12 protein-coding genes are annotated in these 19,690 nt (G+C 51.3%); 11 read left to right on the forward strand and 1 reads right to left on the reverse strand.

Going from position 1 to position 19,690, the window contains the following annotated elements; all coding sequences use genetic code 11:
- Nucleotides 1–89 precede the first annotated feature (89 nt).
- Nucleotides 90–6,872, reverse strand: a complete 6,783-nt coding sequence (locus tag ABT58_RS08405) for a tandem-95 repeat protein (protein ID WP_082211028.1) — start codon at nucleotides 6,870–6,872, stop codon at nucleotides 90–92.
- Between the two features lie 332 nt (nucleotides 6,873–7,204).
- Here ABT58_RS08405 and ABT58_RS08410 point away from each other — a divergent pair, with 332 nt between their 5' ends.
- The 11 genes from ABT58_RS08410 to ABT58_RS08460 all read left to right on the forward strand — a co-directional run bounded on the left by ABT58_RS08410 (nucleotide 7,205) and on the right by ABT58_RS08460 (nucleotide 19,602).
- On the forward strand, nucleotides 7,205–7,537 hold the full coding sequence (locus ABT58_RS08410; RefSeq protein ID WP_047873950.1) for an Hpt domain-containing protein: 333 nt from the start codon (nucleotides 7,205–7,207) through the stop codon (nucleotides 7,535–7,537).
- Nucleotides 7,538–7,581: 44 nt separating this feature from the next.
- Entirely contained in the window at nucleotides 7,582–8,919 is a 1,338-nt protein-coding gene (locus tag ABT58_RS08415; protein WP_047873951.1) for an HlyD family type I secretion periplasmic adaptor subunit, read from the forward strand.
- Nucleotides 8,920–8,939: 20 nt separating this feature from the next.
- Nucleotides 8,940–11,198 (forward strand): ATP-binding response regulator, encoded by a 2,259-nt coding sequence (locus ABT58_RS08420; RefSeq protein ID WP_047873952.1) that lies wholly within the window; start codon nucleotides 8,940–8,942, stop codon nucleotides 11,196–11,198.
- A gap of 28 nt (nucleotides 11,199–11,226) precedes the next feature.
- Nucleotides 11,227–12,582, forward strand: a complete 1,356-nt coding sequence (locus ABT58_RS08425; RefSeq protein ID WP_229821716.1) for a TolC family protein — start codon at nucleotides 11,227–11,229, stop codon at nucleotides 12,580–12,582.
- Nucleotides 12,583–12,595: 13 nt separating this feature from the next.
- Nucleotides 12,596–14,269 (forward strand): ATP-binding cassette domain-containing protein, encoded by a 1,674-nt coding sequence (locus ABT58_RS08430; protein ID WP_047873953.1) that lies wholly within the window; start codon nucleotides 12,596–12,598, stop codon nucleotides 14,267–14,269.
- Nucleotides 14,266–16,407 carry an ATP-binding cassette domain-containing protein gene (locus ABT58_RS08435; protein WP_047873954.1) on the forward strand — a complete coding sequence of 714 codons (2,142 nt, stop codon included), beginning with the start codon at nucleotides 14,266–14,268 and terminating at the stop codon, nucleotides 16,405–16,407. The genes ABT58_RS08430 and ABT58_RS08435 overlap by 4 nt, the downstream gene beginning before the upstream one ends.
- A 140-nt stretch (nucleotides 16,408–16,547) precedes the next feature.
- A complete protein-coding gene (locus ABT58_RS08440; protein ID WP_047873955.1) occupies nucleotides 16,548–16,853 on the forward strand; it encodes a cysteine-rich CWC family protein in 306 nt (101 codons plus the stop codon).
- 70 nt (nucleotides 16,854–16,923) lie between these two features.
- Nucleotides 16,924–17,265, forward strand: a complete 342-nt coding sequence (locus tag ABT58_RS08445; protein WP_053063029.1) for a hypothetical protein — start codon at nucleotides 16,924–16,926, stop codon at nucleotides 17,263–17,265.
- A 151-nt stretch (nucleotides 17,266–17,416) separates the two neighbouring features.
- Nucleotides 17,417–17,869 (forward strand): META domain-containing protein, encoded by a 453-nt coding sequence (locus ABT58_RS08450; protein WP_047873956.1) that lies wholly within the window; start codon nucleotides 17,417–17,419, stop codon nucleotides 17,867–17,869.
- Nucleotides 17,870–17,926: 57 nt separating this feature from the next.
- A complete protein-coding gene (locus ABT58_RS08455) occupies nucleotides 17,927–19,015 on the forward strand; it encodes a purine-cytosine permease family protein (protein ID WP_189595464.1) in 1,089 nt (362 codons plus the stop codon).
- Between the two features lie 104 nt (nucleotides 19,016–19,119).
- Nucleotides 19,120–19,602: a CreA family protein gene (locus ABT58_RS08460; RefSeq protein WP_047873957.1), complete on the forward strand. Its 483-nt coding sequence runs from the start codon at nucleotides 19,120–19,122 to the stop codon at nucleotides 19,600–19,602.
- The last annotated feature ends 88 nt before the right edge of the window (nucleotides 19,603–19,690 follow it).

Raw genomic sequence — 19,690 nt, forward strand, 5'->3', positions numbered from 1 at the left:
AAGCCCTCACCATCCTACGATCGTGAGGGCTTTTGTTTACTTCGCGCAATAACGAGACACCAGCGTGTCAGATATCAAGCCGTCCAGTATTACGGCGTCATGCTGTCATCCATCATTCCGGCATCTTCCTGCTGGCTGCCCGTGCCATCGTTGTCGTAGGAGGCGCTGTCATCCATCACATCAATGCCCATGTTGGTGTTATCGCCTTGCGTCCAATCCCCTTGCTCCGATTCATCCTGCATACCTTGCGGTGAATCACCGCCTCGACCGCCAGACTGCATGGCATGCGCATCATCGACCTCAATGGTAAGGCTGCCCTCCGTCCCAGCAACCGGTACGCCCACCTCTGTTTGCCCTTCAAACTGCATGGTCGTCGTGCCTTCATTGCCCTCCGCCAAGGTCATGGTCACTGGCTGCGACAAGTCACCACTGAGGGTGTAGCCACCTTCACCATCTGGGATCCCCGAATTCAAGGTCGCCCCTTCTGGCAAGTTGGTGATTTCCACTTGCTGCACATCTGCATTCTCCGTGACCTCTTCCGGCAAGGTAAAACGCACATCACTGCCCGGTGCGGCAGTCAAATCCGCACTGTCATCATTGTTTCCGCCCTCTTCTGCACTACCGTCTTCCTCCACGGTCTGCGTATCTACCGTCTCTTGCGCACTGTCGTCTTCCATGCGGTCTGCTTGGAATGGCTGTGATTGCGGTGCCGAATCTTGATACTCATCGACCGTCACACTGAGATCATGCACGCTGCTGGTATCATCATCCTGTGCTGTTACCTCAAGATCCAATTGCCCCTCAAAATCATCATCACTCCAGAAAACCCACTGACCCTCATCTTCAATGAGCGTGCCCGCTTCACCGTGATAATCCACCTGCGTGATATCCACTGTATCCGCCAAATTCAGCGATTCACGAATATCCTCAGCACTCAGTGTCAGAGCGCCCATTTCGTCCAGCATGAAGTCACCGCTCGGTGCGGCCTCGGCAACATCCACATTAAAGTGACTGCGCACACTGGCCTCACCGTCGGTAGCAACAAACGCAATTTGCGCCATGCCACTGAACCCTTCTGCGGGCGTAAAGCTGTACGTACCATTGTCATGGGTTTCCAGCACACCTTGACCGTTAATCACCTGTACCGATTCAATACTCAGCACATCGTTATCACCGTCACTGATTTGCCCGAGCAAATCATCAGGTGTGAAGGTCAAGCTGTTCCCCGCGCCAAGCTCTGTGGTCACGATTTGATCCACCGTCGGTGCGGCATTCGCATCCGGATCTTCTGACGCAGCCCCATCAGACGCTTCGCTCACCGCAATGCTACTTTGTACATCCACCAAGGCCTCTCCCTGCTGGATTTGATAAGCAAAATCCACCTGACCGGTAAAATCATCGGCCGGCACAAACGACCACGTCCCGTCACCATGATCGGTTAACTCACCTTGGCTGCGGTCAATCAGGTGCACGCCTTGAATATCATCAGCATCAGCGCCTTCTCCCCCTTCTTGGTCGCCGGCCATATCAAGCAGATCATCAGCGGTCAGCAACAAGGCCTCATCCTGTGTGGTGGTAAAGTCTGCATACGCTTCCGTCGGTTCAGACACCTGACTGGATGACTCTTCCCCATAATCTGCCGTTGTGGCCGACACTGTCACAAAGAAGTTGCCAACAAAGTCTTGCGGCGGGGTCATGGACAAATCATTGAAACTCCACTCAGTGATATCCACCACTTGGCCCGGCTCTGTGATCACCACACTGTTGACGCCATCCGATACCTCAAACCCCACAGGGAAACCGGTGATCACCAGGTGGCTGAGCTGCTCAGACGCGTCCACCATATCGACATTCAGCCCCAGCAAGCCGGTGGTGTCTTCATCAAACACCAAGGGGCCATCGTGATCGGTGGTGATCACCGCCCCATCCGCGACGGGACGAATAAACAGCGGCACATCCAGCATGGCCGTGGCACCGCTCGGATCCGTCACCTCAACCTGCAATTCCGCCGTGCCCGCGTAATTCTCTGCTGGGGTAAAGGTCCAGCTTCCGTCGTCATTTTGTGTTAACTCACCACCTTCTTCACCGTCGGCGGTGATCACTCTCGACACCACCAAATCATCCCCGTCGACATCCCGGAACAGATCCAGCATGTCATCGGCGCGGAAGGTAAATGCACCGTCTTCGTAGGTCGTTAGTTGGGCATTACCCCCATGGAAAGGCGCATCGTTAACCGGCAACACATCCACTTTCATGTTGCCATCGACTACCTCTGTACCATCAGAAATTTGGTAATCCAACTCAACAAGGCCGTTAAAATCTGGCGGTGTCAGCAGGTGATACGTACCATCTTGCTGTAGTTGCAGTTGACCATTTTGCGGATTTTTAAGCGATAGACTTTCCAGCGTCAGTTGATCGCCGTCGGCATCACTGGCTTGCTGCAGAATGAACGCCGGATCAATCACAATAACCTGATCTTCGTCACCATTCATGGTGACAGTGGGTGCCACCGGACCATCATTCACGGGCGTCACATCCACCGTGACCGTCGCAGTATCCGTCGAACCATTGCCGTCAGACACGATATAGGTAAATGATGCCGGGCCGTTGTAGTCAGCCTCCGGTGTGAAGACCACATTACCGTCTTCATCCAGCGAGACTTCACCGTGCGTATCATCGGTGGCTTCTACCCCAATGATGGTGAGTGTGTCCCCATCCGCATCGGTATCATTTTTCAACAGTTCCGATGGATTCAGGACTAACTGGCCGTCTTCTTCGACTTTGATGGCCTGAGTGGTAATTCCTTCATCCACCTCAATCAGTGATTCGGTGACATCCACCGGATCATGGGCAGTATTGTGGTTCAAATCCAAATTGACGGTATTGAGCACCTCACTACCATCCGGCTGAATGGTCGTCATCTGAATTTCATCAGACATAGTGCGAGAGACCGTCATGTTCTGCACCACATACGTGCCATTACTGCCCGTGGTACCTAACGTGAAATGGTGTACCGGCACATCGGTGGTAAATACATAGGTATCCTGGTAATCACCGGATTCCCGGTAACCACCTTGTGCATCAATCAAGTTGCCGTCAGCATCGTAGGCTGAAATCAACACTTCGGTGGCGTTTCGGCTGGTTTCATCAAAATAGCCGCCCAAGCCATCTAACTGGAAGGTGATCTGATTAACGTCTTCCCCTTCGACAGTCACGGTAAGCATTTCATTGGTGTCGAGACCTTGGCGGCTTTCGTTGCCAATCCCCGCCCCCACATGGCTGCCCGCACCATTCCATGCGGCTAATTCCCCCGTATTCACTTCCGTGGTGATGGTGACACCGTCTTCGGTATACACCGCCGTATTTCCATTGACCTCCCCCCAATCTTCGACACTGGCCTGGCCGTCAAAAACATGGGTTGAGGTGTCACTGTCGAAGCTGCCCACCTGAATATCTCGGGTACCGGATTGAACATCCTCCGCATCAGGCACAAATTGCACCTGTGTATCCGCCGGATATTCCTCCCCCACCACCATTTCCGTCCATTCACCGTCGGCATTCATGTATTCAACCGAACCGTGTTGCGGTGCCGACTCCAAACGGATCATCGGATCGCTGGCAGACATCTGGTTATCATCTTGTGCAATGACCCGATCGTTAACCGAAGCAACATCAATCTGACCTGATGCCGGGGTGATCGCCCCGTCGTTATCATTCACATCAAAGGTAAATGGCACCTCACCGTGATAGTTTTCGGTCGGTGAGAACGTAAACGTACCGTCCCCGTTGTCTTTCACGGCGCCGTATTCAGGGGCAATCTGCAGGTTTTCAGCGGTTAAATGGTCACTGTCGATATCCGTGGCGTGTTGCAACAGCATGTCTTGCGTGATGATAAGGTCGGTATCTTCTCGTCCTGTGATATCCGTGTCTTGTGCGACCACGGCGGCATCGTTTTCAGGAGACACTGTCAGTTGTGCGTTGGACGCCACCACACTGCCGTTGCCGTCAGACACATCAAAATGCAACGTAAAGTCGCCGTTCACATCCTGATTCGGTGTGATCACAAAGGATCGTTCGCCCGAGTCTGGATCCACCACTAATTGTGCACTGCCACTATCCATCGTCAGATTGGTGACCATTAACGTATCACCGTCCACATCACTGGCATTGGCCAGTAATTCCGCCTCAGTGATCACTATCGCCGTGTCTTCTTGGGTTGCGAAATCTAAGCGTTCTTCGCCGTCAATCACCACCTCATCATTAACAGGGACAATCTCAAACTCAATGGCCGTGGTGGCTGATGCGGTCTCGGGCGACTCCCCCGACATCGTGCTGTCTTCTTGTGACGTTGCCGTCAATGACAGCGACACCGAACCATGAAAGTTTTCCGCGCCTTGGAAGGTAATTTGAGACACATCCCACTCAGTAATATCGACACTGTGCGTGTCACCGTCAGCGGTAAAAGTGTGTGTCCCATCGGTTAGCGTGGATCCTTCTGGTATATCATCCAGCACCAGTGATTGCATGGACTCTGAGCCATCGGTGTCAGTAACAGCAGCGGAAATGTTGAGTGGCACCGGGGTATCTTCATCAAAGGTATTCGCTGGCGATACTGGCTGCGCAGACTGATTCACATTGAAAACCTGAATCATTGGCTGCACATTCACCGCACCATCCGTTAACGATACGGTCAATGACGGCGCATCCGCATCCGGTGTCACCGTCACAGGTGCCGGAAAATCCGTATGCACGGTGCCATCAAACACCGTGATCGTCAGCTCTGCTTCACCACTGTAGTCGGCATTAGGGATATAAACCCATTCACCCTGATCGTTTTGTGTAACGGAACCATGTTCATCCGACGTAATGTTGGAAATGGAGAGCTCATCGCCGTCGATATCGGTGGCGTTTTCTAATAATGCCGCAGGATCAATGACGATGGATCCATCCTCATTGAGCGTAAAGGAGGTTTCTGCCAACACAGGCGCATCATTAGCGGCCGCCAAGTCCACATTGCCCGAGGCTGGTGTAATAGCGCCGTCGTTGTCGTTCACATCAAAGGTAAACGGCACATCGCCGTTGTAGTCCTGCGCAGGCGTGAAGGTAAAGGTGCCGTCTTCGTTATCCACCAACGAACCGTATTCTGGTGCGATTTGCAGGTTTTCAGCAGTTACATTGTCGCTGTCGATATCACTGACGTGTTGCAGCAACATGTCTTGGGTGAAGACAATCTCGGTATCTTCGGTGCCGACAACCTCCGTGTCTTGCGCGACCACGGCGGCATCGTTCACCGCCGCCAAGTCCACATTGCCCGAGGCTGGCGTAATGGCGCCGTCGTTATCATTCACATCGAAGGTAAACGGCACATCGCCGTTGTAGTCCTGCGCGGGCGTGAAGGTAAAGGTGCCGTCTTCGTTATCCACCACCGTGCCGTATTCCGGCGCGATTTGCAGATTTTCAGCGGTTACATTGTCGCTGTCGATATCACTGACGTGTTGCAACAGCATGTCTTGGGTGAAGATAATCTCGGTATCTTCGGTACCAACAACCTCTGTGTCTTGCGCGACCACGGCCGCATCATTCACCGCCGCCAAGTCCACATTGCCCGAGGCTGGCGTAATAGCGCCGTCGTTATCATTCACATCAAAGGTAAACGGCACATCGCCGTTGTAGTCCTGCGCTGGCGTGAAGGTAAAGGTGCCATCTTGATTATCCACTACTGAGCCGTATTCCGGCGCGATTTGCAGATTTTCAGCAGTTAAATTATCACTGTCGATATCACTGACGTGTTGCAACAGCATGTCTTGGGTGAAGATAATTTCGGTATCTTCAGTACCAACAAGCTCCGTGTCTTGCGCAACCACCGCCGCATCATTCACTGCCGCTAAATCCAGGGTGGCTGTGGTTGCCACTTCACTGCCTTGTTGATCGGAAACGTCATAACGGATCTCAAGTGAGCCATTCACATCGGCATCAGGCGTCACCACAAACGTAGTTTCACCGGTATCCGGATCCACCACGGTTTCAACGGTGGCATTATCGATCTCAATGTTCGTCACCGTCAGCACATCACCATCGACATCACTGGCATTGGCCAGTAACTCGGCTTCGGTAATGATCAGCGATTGATCTTCCGTACCGCTGATCGCAATGGCTGGCGCATCGCCATCAATGACCACCTCGTCATTCACGTTTTCAACCTGAATTTCAAAGGTCTCGTGCATCGTTTCTGTATCAAAAATATCCTCTAACGCCATCTCTCGCGTCGATGCGTTAGCCACATTAACTTCAAATGCTTCTGAGGTGGTTTCTGTATCCAAGGCATTTGGCGAACCTGCAGGCACACCTGCCGCGCCACTCGATACCCCCTCTGCCGGGGCATTCCCACTGCTGCCCTCTACTTGCGCATTAGCCTGTGAATGTTCCGCTGGACGACCTACGTTTTCTGTATCCCTTTCACCGCCCACACCCTGTGGTGCTGCTCGGCTGCCTGCATCGTCTTCCGGTGCGTCACTGTCCCCTGACGGGGTGGTGTCTGGGTCGACTCGTCTTGCGTCACTGGCAGCCCCTTGCGAGCCACCCGCCTCTTCCTCCACGGGTTGCTGACGGCCTTGATTCTGCTCCTCGTCAGGCCCCGGTGACGGATCGCTAGGTTGATTCGCATAGGTATTTTGCTGTGAGGATTCCGCTCCGGTCGCCGTTGTGGCGGCAAGCGTGTTCTGCTGGTTATCCCTTTCCGCCGCGCGGTGTTCATCTGTCCCTCTGTCTGGCGTGGCCTGATGCTCAACAGCATTGTTCAACACATTCTCTTGTGAATTGCCTTGTGCATTATTTTGTGTGCCGCCTTGTCCCTGATGCCCATCCCTAGCCATTACCGCCTCCGATTACTGTCAGCATTTACATACAAAAAGAGATTCTCTTTATATAACTAAGAACAGCCTTCGTTGGTTGGCAAATTTATCATTCGCAAAATGCAAATTTATAGAAAAACAGAGAACTTCCGCACACTTATAAGCAACAAACGCCTTGCAACATGCAATGAGAGGCCGATCAATAAATTGGACATTGGTATATCAAGATGCCTTGTATTCCATTCAAAGCTGAACCATACGTTAATGTGCGCAAATTCTATTTAAAGCCCATTACCATTCAATGTGTTGGGTGACCTGTCGATATGACGTCAATCGTGAAAAGGAACACAGACATGATCAATTATGCCGCGTTATGTGATGCCATGGATGGCGATGAGGACGTGATTAGCATGCTCATTGAGCTTTATATGGCCGAACACGGTGATGACATCGCCCTCATGAAACAGCACTACCGCAACAATGCCATGGATGAGTTGTTTATCACCGTCCATTCATTAAAAGGCGTGCTATTAACCCTGTGTGAAGAGCATGCCACCGTGCAGTTAGAGCCGGTGGAAACCTTATGCAAACGGGGCGACAAACCCGCACCAGCCGTGATGGAAGCCATTTATACCGAAGTGCAAAACATCAATCAGCAAATAGCGACCCTGCCACTGGCGCTGTAGTTTCCCGCATACCGTTTAGACAAGGCAGTCAAGGAGTACTCGGCATGGGCATAGAAAACCATATCAGACAGGCTCTGATAGAAGCTAAGCACCATCATGATCCCGCTACCGAATCCGGCATTTACATCAAAAGTGCCATGACCAGCGTACATAAGGCATTATTGTGCTTGTTCATTACACTGATCTTACTTATTGGGCTCGCCTCACAAGCCGAAATGGACATTGTGGTGTCTTCCCGAGGCGAAATGCTGCTGGATTCAGACGTTGAGCGGGTACCGCATTTAGAAGGTGGTATCTTAGAAGCCATGCTGGTCAAAACCGGTGACTACGTGTATGCCGGTCAACCCATTGCCCGCTTGAAATCCGTCGACAGAGACAGCCAATTTATCTCGGCAACCCTCGATATTGTCAGCCTTGAAATGGATATCCATCGTTATCAGGCCTTGATCAACAATGCCACACCAGATTTCTCTCCCTATCAGGCCTACCCGGATCTGATCGACCATTTCACCCAGTCCTGGCAGAAAGAATCTCAGAAAAATCGCTCTAACCAAGACTTACTGAGGCTGGATATTGAGCACAAGCAGCAACTGATTACATCCATGAAAAAGCGCATCGCCAGTTCGCGCCAGCAACTGGGATTGATCCGCAAACAACTCACTATTAAACAAACCCTCTACAAAGAAGAAATGGCCTCCTACATCGATGTGCTCAACATGCAGGTGCAGGAAATGAACATGTTGCGGGAAATTGAAAACCTCAATGAGGCGGTGATGAATGAGACGTTCCAAGCGGATCGTTTAACCCAGCAGCGTACCGATACCATTGCCACCCGTAATGCGGAATACCAAACCCAAATCCATCAACTGGAGAAAGATCTCGCACTCAAACAAGCCCAGTTACCGCAACATGCTGATAAGGTTGAACGCTTAACCGTGTATTCCCCGGTTGATGGCATCGTCGATAAAGTGCATTTCAACTTCAAATCTGCCGTGATCCCGCCAAACGAAAGCCTGGTGGACATCTCTCCGGTACAAAACACCCTGCACGGCGAGGCAAAAATCGCCAAGAAAGACATGGGCTTTGTGGAAGTCGGGCAAGAAGTGAAACTGAAGTTTGATACCTACAACTTCGCCAAATATGGCTTTATTTCCGGGACAATCGCCTCTATTAGCCGCTCTTCTTATCAGGAAGAAGAGGAAGAGTTTTACATTGCCAAAATTACCATTGAACGGGATTTTCTCGAAAAATCGGGGGCGCAATACACCCTCTCCCCGTACATGGAATTCACAGCGGATATCAAAACCGGTTCCCGCTACGCCATAGATTACGCACTCAAACCGGTAATGAGTGCCATTGATGACGCCTTTGACGAGAGGTAACCAAGGTGAATATTTCAAGGATGACTTTCACACACAGCGCGCTGGCGTGTTTCGCCATCGCGGTACTCATTCAAAGCGTCATAGGCTGGCAATGGTGGCAAGCACAAACTCGGCACGATGCCGCGCTGCAAACCCCGCTTGTGCAACAATCAAATGCGCTGGTAACGCAATCTGAACAGTTGCTACGCACCACACTGACTTGCCAAGCGCCACAATGTACGGCCGCAGCACCGGAAATCCACACCGCGATTGATCAGCTAACGACGACCATCACGGCCTATCAGCACGCGGCGTCACAAGAAAAATCCCAGATCAGTTTAGTGGGCGATTCCGCATTGCCTATGCTGCAAGTCGCAATTACCCGATTTCGAGATACCCAAGGCCAAAATACTCAAGACCTAAACACGCAAGCAATCGCCCCGTTTAACCAAGCGGTATTCGCGTTTGTCTCAAGCCAGCAAGCGCGCCATCAGCAACTCTTACAGATGATCAACCAACAATACCAACACTCTCAGCAACAGCTATTTCGACAAGGTGTAGGGGTCTTTGTGTTGTTCGGTGTCGCCATACTGATCTTGGCGCGTCAGCGTCAAAAGCGTGTTGCCAGCAAACACCCAGCCCAAAATGCCCAGCAAGACATTGAACATTTGGCGAACCAGCTGGCTAACATTGATGCCCATGGCATTCAGACACAGCTGAATAACCTGGCCCTCTCCCCATCGGAGCGACGCATTTATGCCAACTTGTCCGCCATTTTTGAGGATGTGGAAAGCCAAAAACGCAATGCCGATCTCTACCGTCAATTGTATGCGCTGATTGGTTATGAGATTCGAGGCATGACCAACACCATCCAAGGTGGCGTACGCTTGATTGCACAAGATGCAGGGGAAAACGGCGCGGTGATGGCACGAGATATCACGCTGGCCACCAACACCTTGTCAGACTTAGCGGACAACTATAACCGTCTGATCTCCGGCGGTAACAACGCCCCGACCGGTAACGTGTCATTTTTGCCGTTATTGTCTGAATTGGTGGTGCACCTGACCGCCAAAACGCAGCACACTCAGCGTCGTTTTGACTGCCATTTTGGCGATAACCTGCCGGAACAAATTGAAGGCAACTCCACCAGCCTGTTCTGGGTGCTGTTCCTGCAATTGTCTAACGCCATTTCCGCTCAAAGCAAAGATCACACCTTGCTAAACATTGTCACAGAAGCGGCTAAAGACGTGGAACAAACCCGTTTGCGCTTTGATGCCCTCTTCCTGCCCTCGCATCAAATGGCACTGACCGCCATTGAGCAAGCACAGTGGGAAAATGTGGATGAAAAAAGTGGTATTAATGATGAGTGGTCAAAAGCCATTCTGTCGCACGTGAAACGGGTGAAATCCCAATGGGCACAAGCCACCGTCACCACGCAGGACGACGAGACCGTCACGCTACAAAAACTGCGTATCGATATCGATATCACCCCGAAACGCTTCTACCGTGTGGAACGCACTTTAGAGAAAAAACAGGTGATGATCTGCACCGACTCACCGCTACAAATTGATCTCATGTCCCGCATGTTGACCCAATACGGCGCGACGGTGAAAGTCGTGCGAGCGGCCAATGACATTTTTAAAGCCTTGCCGCAAATCGGCGCGTTTGATGCCATCATCATCACCGATACCATCAAGGGTATTCAGCTTAAATCCTTCTGTAAGACCTTATCTTCACGACTGAAAAAAACCAAGAAAACGAAGCTATTTTTGGCGGCATCGGAATCCAGCACCGTGCAAGACACCCACGAATACGTGGATAAAGTGTTCTACACCCCATTCATTGCCCATGACTTGATCCCGAACCTGACAGAAGCCATGCAGGCAGAAGAAGACACCGAAGAGCAAACCCACAACACCTTCTTGATTGTGGAAGATGACCGCGTGCAGCAATTCCTGCTGAAACAATTGTTAAGCAAGCAAGGCTACGATGCCCATACCGTCAGCGATGGCTCACAAGCGGTGGAATACATGCAAGAAGACGGTGCCGATATCGTCTTCATGGATTGCATCATGCCGGGGATGGGCGGCATTGAAGCCACCAAATTAATTCGCCAACAGGAGCGCGAACGCAACACCCCACAGTCGGCCACCATCATCGGGGCCACGGCACTGACCAGTGCCAGCGAACACAAGTTATGCATTGAAGCAGGAATGGACTATGTCATCAGTAAGCCGTACAAAAATGATGAAATCATCAAGGTCATTAAAAAGTACATGGCCATTCAAAAAATCTGTTAATACACGCGGCGCCGTCCTGTCAGCCCTTTTGCTCGGTGGAATCCTGTCCACCGCGCATACACACGCCGCCGATTTGCTCAGTGTGGTCGATGCCGCACTGGCGCAAAACCTCAGCCTCAGCAGTGCAGAAACCGGCCTTGATGCATCACAGTATGAGGTGGACATCAATCGCGCCAAGTTCTTACCGACCTTAGGGGCATCGGCCAATACCCGCTGGAATGAGAGCAAAACCCGCCAGGAACAAGGCGGCGATCTCGCCAATGATTACAACGATCACGGCTTTAATATCACCTTGTCGCAAACCTTGTTTGATCTGGGCGACTGGTATTCCCAACGCAATGCCAATATCACGCTGGATATCGAAACCTTGCGCACCGCACAAACCCGCCAGCGCATCATACTCGATACGGCAACCACCTATTTTGAATACCTGAAAAACAGCGCGCAGATCCGCGCCACTCAGGCGGAATACGACTCGTCTATTTCTCGCTTAACCCTGATTAACCGCAATATTGAACTGGGAAATGTGGCAGGCACAGAACGCTACGAAGTGCTGGCACAGAAAGAACAGACCGCCAATACCTTGCGTACGCTGAAAAAAGAGCAGCGCGTGATCCTGACAGAGTTGGAGAACATCGTACAGCAAGCGGTCGTGCCCGATTTTGATTTGCAATCGAGCGTGCAATTTTCGGCGATCTCTGACCAACGTCAGCGCTCACTCAACGACATTTTGTATCAATCCGGTTATGACTTATTAATTGCCCAGCAAACGGTCAATCAACGCCGGCAAACCCTGAAAGAAACCGGCTCCACGTTTGTGCCGTCACTGAAAGGCAGCATCGGCTATACCTACAACGACACCAACGAATCCACCGCCACCGTCTACCCAGACAATGGCATCACCGAAGAAGCGGTGTACACCCTGACACTGGACATTCCCATTGTGGATGGCGGGCGGGATTACTACCGCTATCAGCAAAACAAAGTCAGCATTACGCAAAGTGAAATTGACCTGCAAAACAGCAAGTCGCGCAGCCAGCAACAGTTTGATGCGTTTATTTATGACATCAATGATTTTTCCGCGTCACTGCAAAGCCTCACCGTCATCATTCAGGCCAACTATGCCTCGTACATCGGTATCCAGAAAGCCCATAAACTCGGTACCCGTACCATTACCGATTTACTCTCGGCGGAAAGTAAATTGTTCAGCAGTATTCGGGATTACGAAAATGCCCGCTACGACTACATCATCACGCTGGTTCAGCTCAATGAGCTGATTGGCAACCTCAACAAAAACACCATTGGCAAGATCGCAGAACAGATGTCCCCTATCGGAGACAAACGCGCTGACTCACCGATCCCGCTACATTTGTTGACGCAGTAACAGGGAGCCAGTCATGAAAAGTCCATTATTCACCCGAAAAATCAGTCCGATGGATAAGATTTACCTGATCTTTTCCACCCTGATGACCACCTTACTCGGGCTGGTATTGCCATTTTCCATCTTGATCATTTTCGACCGTATTTTGCCGAATCAGTCGACGCCTTCCCTGATGCTGCTGTTTGCCATCATCCTGACCGCCATCGTGTTTGACTATCAGTTAAAGCGTCAGGAAGAGCAGCTGGTTTCCCTGATCATGAAGCGGTTTGAAAGCCAATTAACAAATCGGGTTTTCATGGCGATCTGTGCGGCGCACATTGAGCGTTTCAACCGCCTTGAAATGGGCGAATACCTGGAGCGGATCGCCACCATTCCCGACATCAAACAGTTCTTTGGCGGCGAGTCCATCAAGGCGTGTATTAACGCCGGTACCAGTATCATCACTATTCTGATCATCTTTTTGATCAACGCATGGGCGGGCTTAGCACTTATTGCCGCCTCTGCCGTACTGTGGGTAGCGGCTCACCTGCTGTCGAAAAAGCGGGTTGATGTATTGTCTCAGCGGGCAGATATTGAAGGGCTGACCAACTCCAAAATCATCGAGATCGTCTCCAACCCGCTGGATATCAAAAGCCGCACCATGGAATACCGCATTGAAAGCGTGATGGTGGAAATGATCAGCGAGCGGGAAACCCAAAGCATCGCCTATGAACGGCTGGAATCATCGTTCAACTTGACCCTCAGCCTGATCCAACAGCTTTCTGTGGCCGTGGTCGTGGTGTTCTGTGCCCATTCCGTTATCAATCTGTCAATCAGCCAAGGGGTCATGGCGGCGGTGATCCTGCTGACCAACCGCTACTTTGCGCCTTATCAGCAAGTGATGCGCACACTCAGTCGCTGGCGGGTCAATCAACTCAACATTGAGCGCGTCGCGGCCTTGCTGGACTTGCCTTCAACGCAAGCCGCAACGCAAGGCTCAGATCAATCGTCTCTGCAAGCAACGGATTGCATCACTGACAGCCCGGCGAACCTGCATGCGGTACTAGATGCGGCAGTCGCATCCCCGTTAGCCATTCAAACGTTGCATGTTGATACCCCGACAGCCCACTACGATCTGTCCAAAGGGCAACTGCACCTGTTTACTGGCCCCAGCGGGAGTGGCAAAAGTCATTTGTTGCGCTGTCTAACCCGTGACAGCCATGCCGATGATCACCACATCCGCATCAATGACGAGCCTGCCAGCCACATTGATTACCACACCTGGCGTAACAATATCATCAAGGTGGATAAAAACGCCTCGCTGGTCGAAGGCACCATCATTGATAACCTGACCTGTTTTCAGCCTCATCTGAACAGTGCGGCGTTTTCTCTGTGCGAAAACCTGGCGATTAAAGACAAAATCGATGGGCTTAAAAACGGTTTCTACACCAAAATCGCCAGCCACAGCCAATTGCCGTTTTCTCGTCAGGTACTGTTTGCACTGCTGATCGTGCGGGCACTGCTCAGCAATAAAAGTGTGCTGATGATTGACGATATTGACTGCGTCTATGACGAACAATTTGGCCGCCTGCTACTGGCTTGTGTAGCGCCCAAGGCCAATAACCTTATCTGTATTATCGTCAGCAACAAATTGGGGCAACTCGACAACCGCCTCGTGACACACCCGTTTACGCAGGAGGCCGCCGCATGAGTGTATTGATCAATTTCAGCAATACCGAAGAGCGTCTGGGCGACTTCGGCTCGGCCAAATTCAAACAGCGCTATCAAGACTCCCCCATGCTGTTAGGGCTGGCGTACACCTTAATCACCCTGCAATGGGAAGGTACACCAGAAATCCTGTCTGATGCCTTCATGCCCCGCGCCCAAGATATCGACAGCTTTGCCAGCACCCTGTCTCGCTTAGATTACGAATGCCGCACACAAACCCTCACTAGCATGCACCAATTAACACAGGTCAGTGTGCCCGCCTTTGTGGAATTTGATCAGGTTTGCACCATTTTTCTGGGGGTGTCTGACGGAAAAGCCAAACTGTTTGATTACCGCAACAACGTGCTGGTGGAACACGCACTGAGTGAGGTGGCCTGTCAGGTGTGTGAAATCTCCGAATACTCCAAAATATTCCGCGAGCCGCCACCGGCTTCCCAAGATAAATCCAACTGGATCAAACATGCTTTTTACCGTTACAACAATGAAATCAAAAGCCTGATGATCCTCAGTTTGGTCATCAATATTTTAGGGGCAATGCAACCGTTCTTTATCATGGGGGTGTACAACTTTGCCCTCAGCTCAGGATCGGAAAGCACCCTCTTTTGGCTGACCAGCTTCGCGGTGTTTCTGGCTTTGGCGGAATACGGTTTCAAACGGCTGCGCATGAATATTTTGGCGACGTCGGGGAAAGATCTCGCCACCCACATTTCTAAAAACGTCATCAGTAAATTGCTCTGGCTGCCCTATGCCATGACGTCCTCAGCCGGCGTGTCTTCCCAGTTAGCCCGCTTGAAAGATATCGACCAGCTGCGCAAACTGGTCACCGCTGAATCCACCCTCAGCTACTTTGATATGCCCTTTGTGATCATCTTTATTCTGGCGATCACCATGATTTCCGGCACGGCGGCCTTAACCGTTTTAGCCGGGATTGTGTTGATGCTGGTGTTCTGCGTTTACGCCCGTTACATCTACACACAGGCCACCGCCAACAGTTCTCGCGCCAACGCCATGGTGTCTTACCAATGGAATGAATTACTGCGCAGTATTGCCAGTATTCAGGGATTACCGTTGCTGCGGGTGATCCGCTCGCGTTTTCAGGCCGCACACAGCCAAAGTCTGGACGACGCGCAGCATGTCTCCGTCACCAATGGCAATATTCAAACGCTCGGCCAAGGGTTAATCCAAGCCATCGGTACCGCCAGTATCGTCACCGCTGTCATGGGTGTCATGGCGGGCACCACGGAAGCGGGGGCCATGCTGGCAATCATTATTCTGGTCTGGAAAGCGCTCGGCCCTATCATGGGGATCTACAACGGCATCACCAAATACAAAACCATCAAAGCCGCCAGTGCGCAGATCAACGCCCTGATGTCACTGAGCGATGATCGCCACAGCATTGAAAGCAGCCCGCCAATCCGCCAATTTAAAGGCAAAGTCGCGGTTAACGGCCTGACCCATCGCTATACCGGCTCCCCGGTGGGGTTGACCAATTTGGCCTTTGCGGCCGCCCCCGGGGACAAAATCGCCATTTCCGGCGCGTCGGGCTCGGGCAAAACCACCCTTTTAGGTATCTTGGCCGGACTGGAATCCCGCTATCAGGGCAATGTGCTCTTTGATGGCTACAACATTAAGCAATTTAACAACTACCGCTTTCGCAAAGCCATCAACTACATTCCTTTCGAGCTGCACATTTTTGAGGGCACGTTAGAATCGAACTTCATCATCCATGATGGGGTTATCGCAGTATCGCAAATGGAAGAGATTATTGCCTTTTTCGACCTGACTCCGTGGCTGCCCGAAGGCATACACACGTACATGTCCAATGACTTTGTCGCCCAGCTGCCCAACGGCGTGCAACAACGTCTGCGCATGGCATTAGGGCTCGGTAACAGCGATCAGAACATCGTCATTATTGATGAGCCGTTTGTCGGATGTGAAAAAGAACACGTGAAATACATCAACAAACTCTTTACCGAAAAGCTTGCCAACGCGACGGTGATTTTCACCACCAATGATGCTTCGTACCTCGCTGCATCCGGCAATTGTTTGTTGCTCGACCAAGACGGCAACCAGAAATACTTCGGCTTCCCGGATAAAGTCATCAAGACGTTAGCGAGCTAATCACCCTCGAATCGCCTCTTGTCACTAACAGGTTGAGCGACGGTGACAAACAAGACAGCAAGACGCGATTGTGGTAGGGTACGTCCCTTCTTCGCGTCCCTGTTGAGGTTGACGTATTACCGTTCCTTCTGGAGCCCGTCGTGAAAACCCCTTGCATTGGTTTATGTAAAAATAACAACGGTATCTGTAGCGGATGCCACCGTACGATGAATGAATTAACTACGTGGTCTGCCATGTCTGATGACGATCAGCAACAGCGTATTGATGAGATCCGGGGAACACAATCTACCCACCTGTGCAGCCAGTGCGGCCAGCCTGCTTTTTGTGATATCAGTGCCGGACGTAGCACCTGTTGGTGTTTTGAACTCGATAAACGTGATACATCAGGCCTGAAACTGGGCAGCTGCCTGTGTCGCCGATGCTTAGAAAAATTACCATTACGCTAAGTCCTTACCCCTCACGTTCGCTGCCACCGCATTCAGGCAGCAAACGCGCCAAGAAATAGTGAACCGTAACATGTTTAACCGCCCGTTACGTCTGGTGCCGTTGTGCCTGCTTGCCCTGAGTGTCTCTCCGGTGGTGCTGGCCAACAATGTGCTGCCAGATAACGAAAAAATTTGCATGAAGGAAATGGAAGTCCTTTTGGGTCAGCAGCAAGTCATCTTCAGTGACAGTCAAACCCAGCCCGAGGTACGCCGTTTAGCCGAGCGCGCGATCGATGTCAGCCGCGAAGCCTTCAGTAAAAACGGCAGTTATTGTGAAGCGCAACAGGCGTTGCAAGCGATGGACTTACGCAAAGAAAACGTCCTCGAACTCAAGAAAGGGGAAATCAACTATTTTGGCCGCAGTATGTTGTAATTGTCATCAATATACTCAAGCGACTTCAATACGTTGGGTTCAAAGTGCTACTATTAGGTCAACAATCTCTTCCCTTGTATTCGCCCTGACAGCGTATTCGCTCAACCCGCGAATGCAATCAACAAGGCTTAACCGGTTTAAGGTGACAACGATGAAAAAATGGCTCATTGCATTCTCAACCGCAACCCTCTTACTCACTGGCTGTGAAGCCGACATTGAAAAAGGCTTCTCGGCTGACAATATCCAACAGAGCTGGGTATTGACCAAAGTCGACGGCAAAGACATTTCCATCAGCGAACCACGCACGGTACCGGGCATGGCGATTGATGCGACCTTGAAAGTCTCAGGTTTTGGTGGCTGTAACCGTTTCTTTGGTCAGGCAGAAGTGGCTGACAGCAACAAGTTCCGTGTGACCAACATGGGCTCCACCAAGATGGCCTGTATTCAGGATGACCAAGCCACCGTTGAAGCCGTGATGACCCAATCACTGCAAGAGTGGAACAATGCGGCACTGGAAAACAACGTGCTGACGCTGACTTCTGAGCAACACATTCTGACCTTTGTGCCAGAAGCCATCGCAGAAGATGCGCCAAAACAGCCTTAATCGGCTCCCTCTCAATACGCAGCTTCGGCTGCGTATTTTGTTTAAGACAGATACACCATGAAAATCACCAAACGCCAAGCCAAGCCCGTTTATCTCGCCATTGATGAATGGGAAAAAGACCAGCACATCAGCCCTGATCAAGCCCACACCCTGCGCGCCAGCGTGGAAATTGTCGGGTTTGACTGGAAGTTGCTGGCCGTCTATTCGTTCTGGATTGCCATCACCTGCTGCGTCATTGCCGTAGGCGTGCTGCTGGCCGATGACTTCCTGATGGCACTGCTGGCCAAACTCATTGATACCCCGGCCAGCGTGCTAACCGTGATCAGTGCCGTGTTAGCCGCCCTCGCCTATTACGGCGGCGCACAACGTCGCCTGAAACACCCGGAAAAACGCTTCAGCAACGAAGCCGTCTACTTCTTTGGCGTATTAATGAGTGCCGTGTCTGTCGGCTTTCTGCGTGAAACCGCCTGGTTCGAAACTTTCCATGTCGCCTTTTTCCTTGGCCTGTTAATGGTGGTCTATGGCCTTGTCGGATGGCGTCTGAACAGCATCCTCATTTGGCTGTTTGGCCTATTGGCCTTTGCCGGTTGGAGCCTTGAGTTAACCCAATATCTGGCCGATGCCAATGATTACTTCTTGGGCTTAAACGTGGCCTGGCGCTTAGCCATTGTCGGTGGCATTGTGCTGGGCAGTTCGTTTACCACGGTGTTACCGGCTAATCTGAAAGATGCCACCCGCTTTATAGGTTGGTTGTACCTGTTAAGTGCGTTATGGTTAATTTCCATTATCGGCAACTACAACAGTGCGGCCGCGTGGTCTAACGTACCGCAATGGCATTTCATCCATTGGGCGATTCTGTCTGGCATTATCTGTTTAGCGGCCATTATTTATGGGATCCGTCAGGATGATGCGGTCACCCGTACGTTCGGGATGGTGTTCTTATTGATCAACCTGTACACCCGCTTCTTTGAATATTTTTGGGACAGCCTGCATAAGACCGTCTTTTTTGCTCTGCTGGCCGTCAGCTTCTGGTTCATTGGCTCCCGCGCCGAAAAGCTGTGGCAACTGACTCAGCAACAAGCGACCAAGCATGGCAGTGCAGATCAAAGCAATAACGATCACAGCAACACGGACAAAACAGACTAAAAACGTGCGGATTCACACGCACTCTGCACCATAAGGATCAGGACGCCATTAGGGTAGCGCCGTAAATGCTGCTATCATCGTGGAAAAATCATGGAGAAAGAAGAATGAAATCAAAGCTATTGGTGGCGGGTGTATTGGCCGCTGCAACGTTATTGACAGGCTGTTCCGACAACGAAGTGGGTGATGTGTCATTGGGCATGTTTACCCTGAAAGACATCAAAATCGGCCACATGGAAGATGAGATCGTAACGGGTGTGACCTGTCACATTGCCTCGGTTGAAGCGGATCTGAGCTTGTCCGATCCAAGCGACAGCTCTATCTCTTGTCGTCAAACCGGTGATATCACGCCAGAGATGATTGCCAAGATTGATAAGAGCAAGTCGGGCGAAGTAGTGTTCAAGCAGTCAAAGAGCATCTTCTTCAAAACGATGAAAGTGCGCCGTATCTATGATCCAGAAAACCAGACGCTGCTGTACTTGTCATACACCACCAAAGAAACCGAAGGCAGCTTCAAGCACAGCTTGTCCACGGTTCCATTGTGGGGTACCAAAGCGTATCAAGCACCAGCGACGACAACGCCTCAGTAATCACTCACTCTCGGCCTTTTGTTCCCCTGCGCCATGCGGGGGAACACTTTCAGTCACGATAATACCTCCTACTTTCCCTCATCATTTC

This window comes from Photobacterium aphoticum (genome assembly GCF_001029435.1).
GTDB classification, from domain to species: domain Bacteria; phylum Pseudomonadota; class Gammaproteobacteria; order Enterobacterales; family Vibrionaceae; genus Photobacterium; species Photobacterium aphoticum.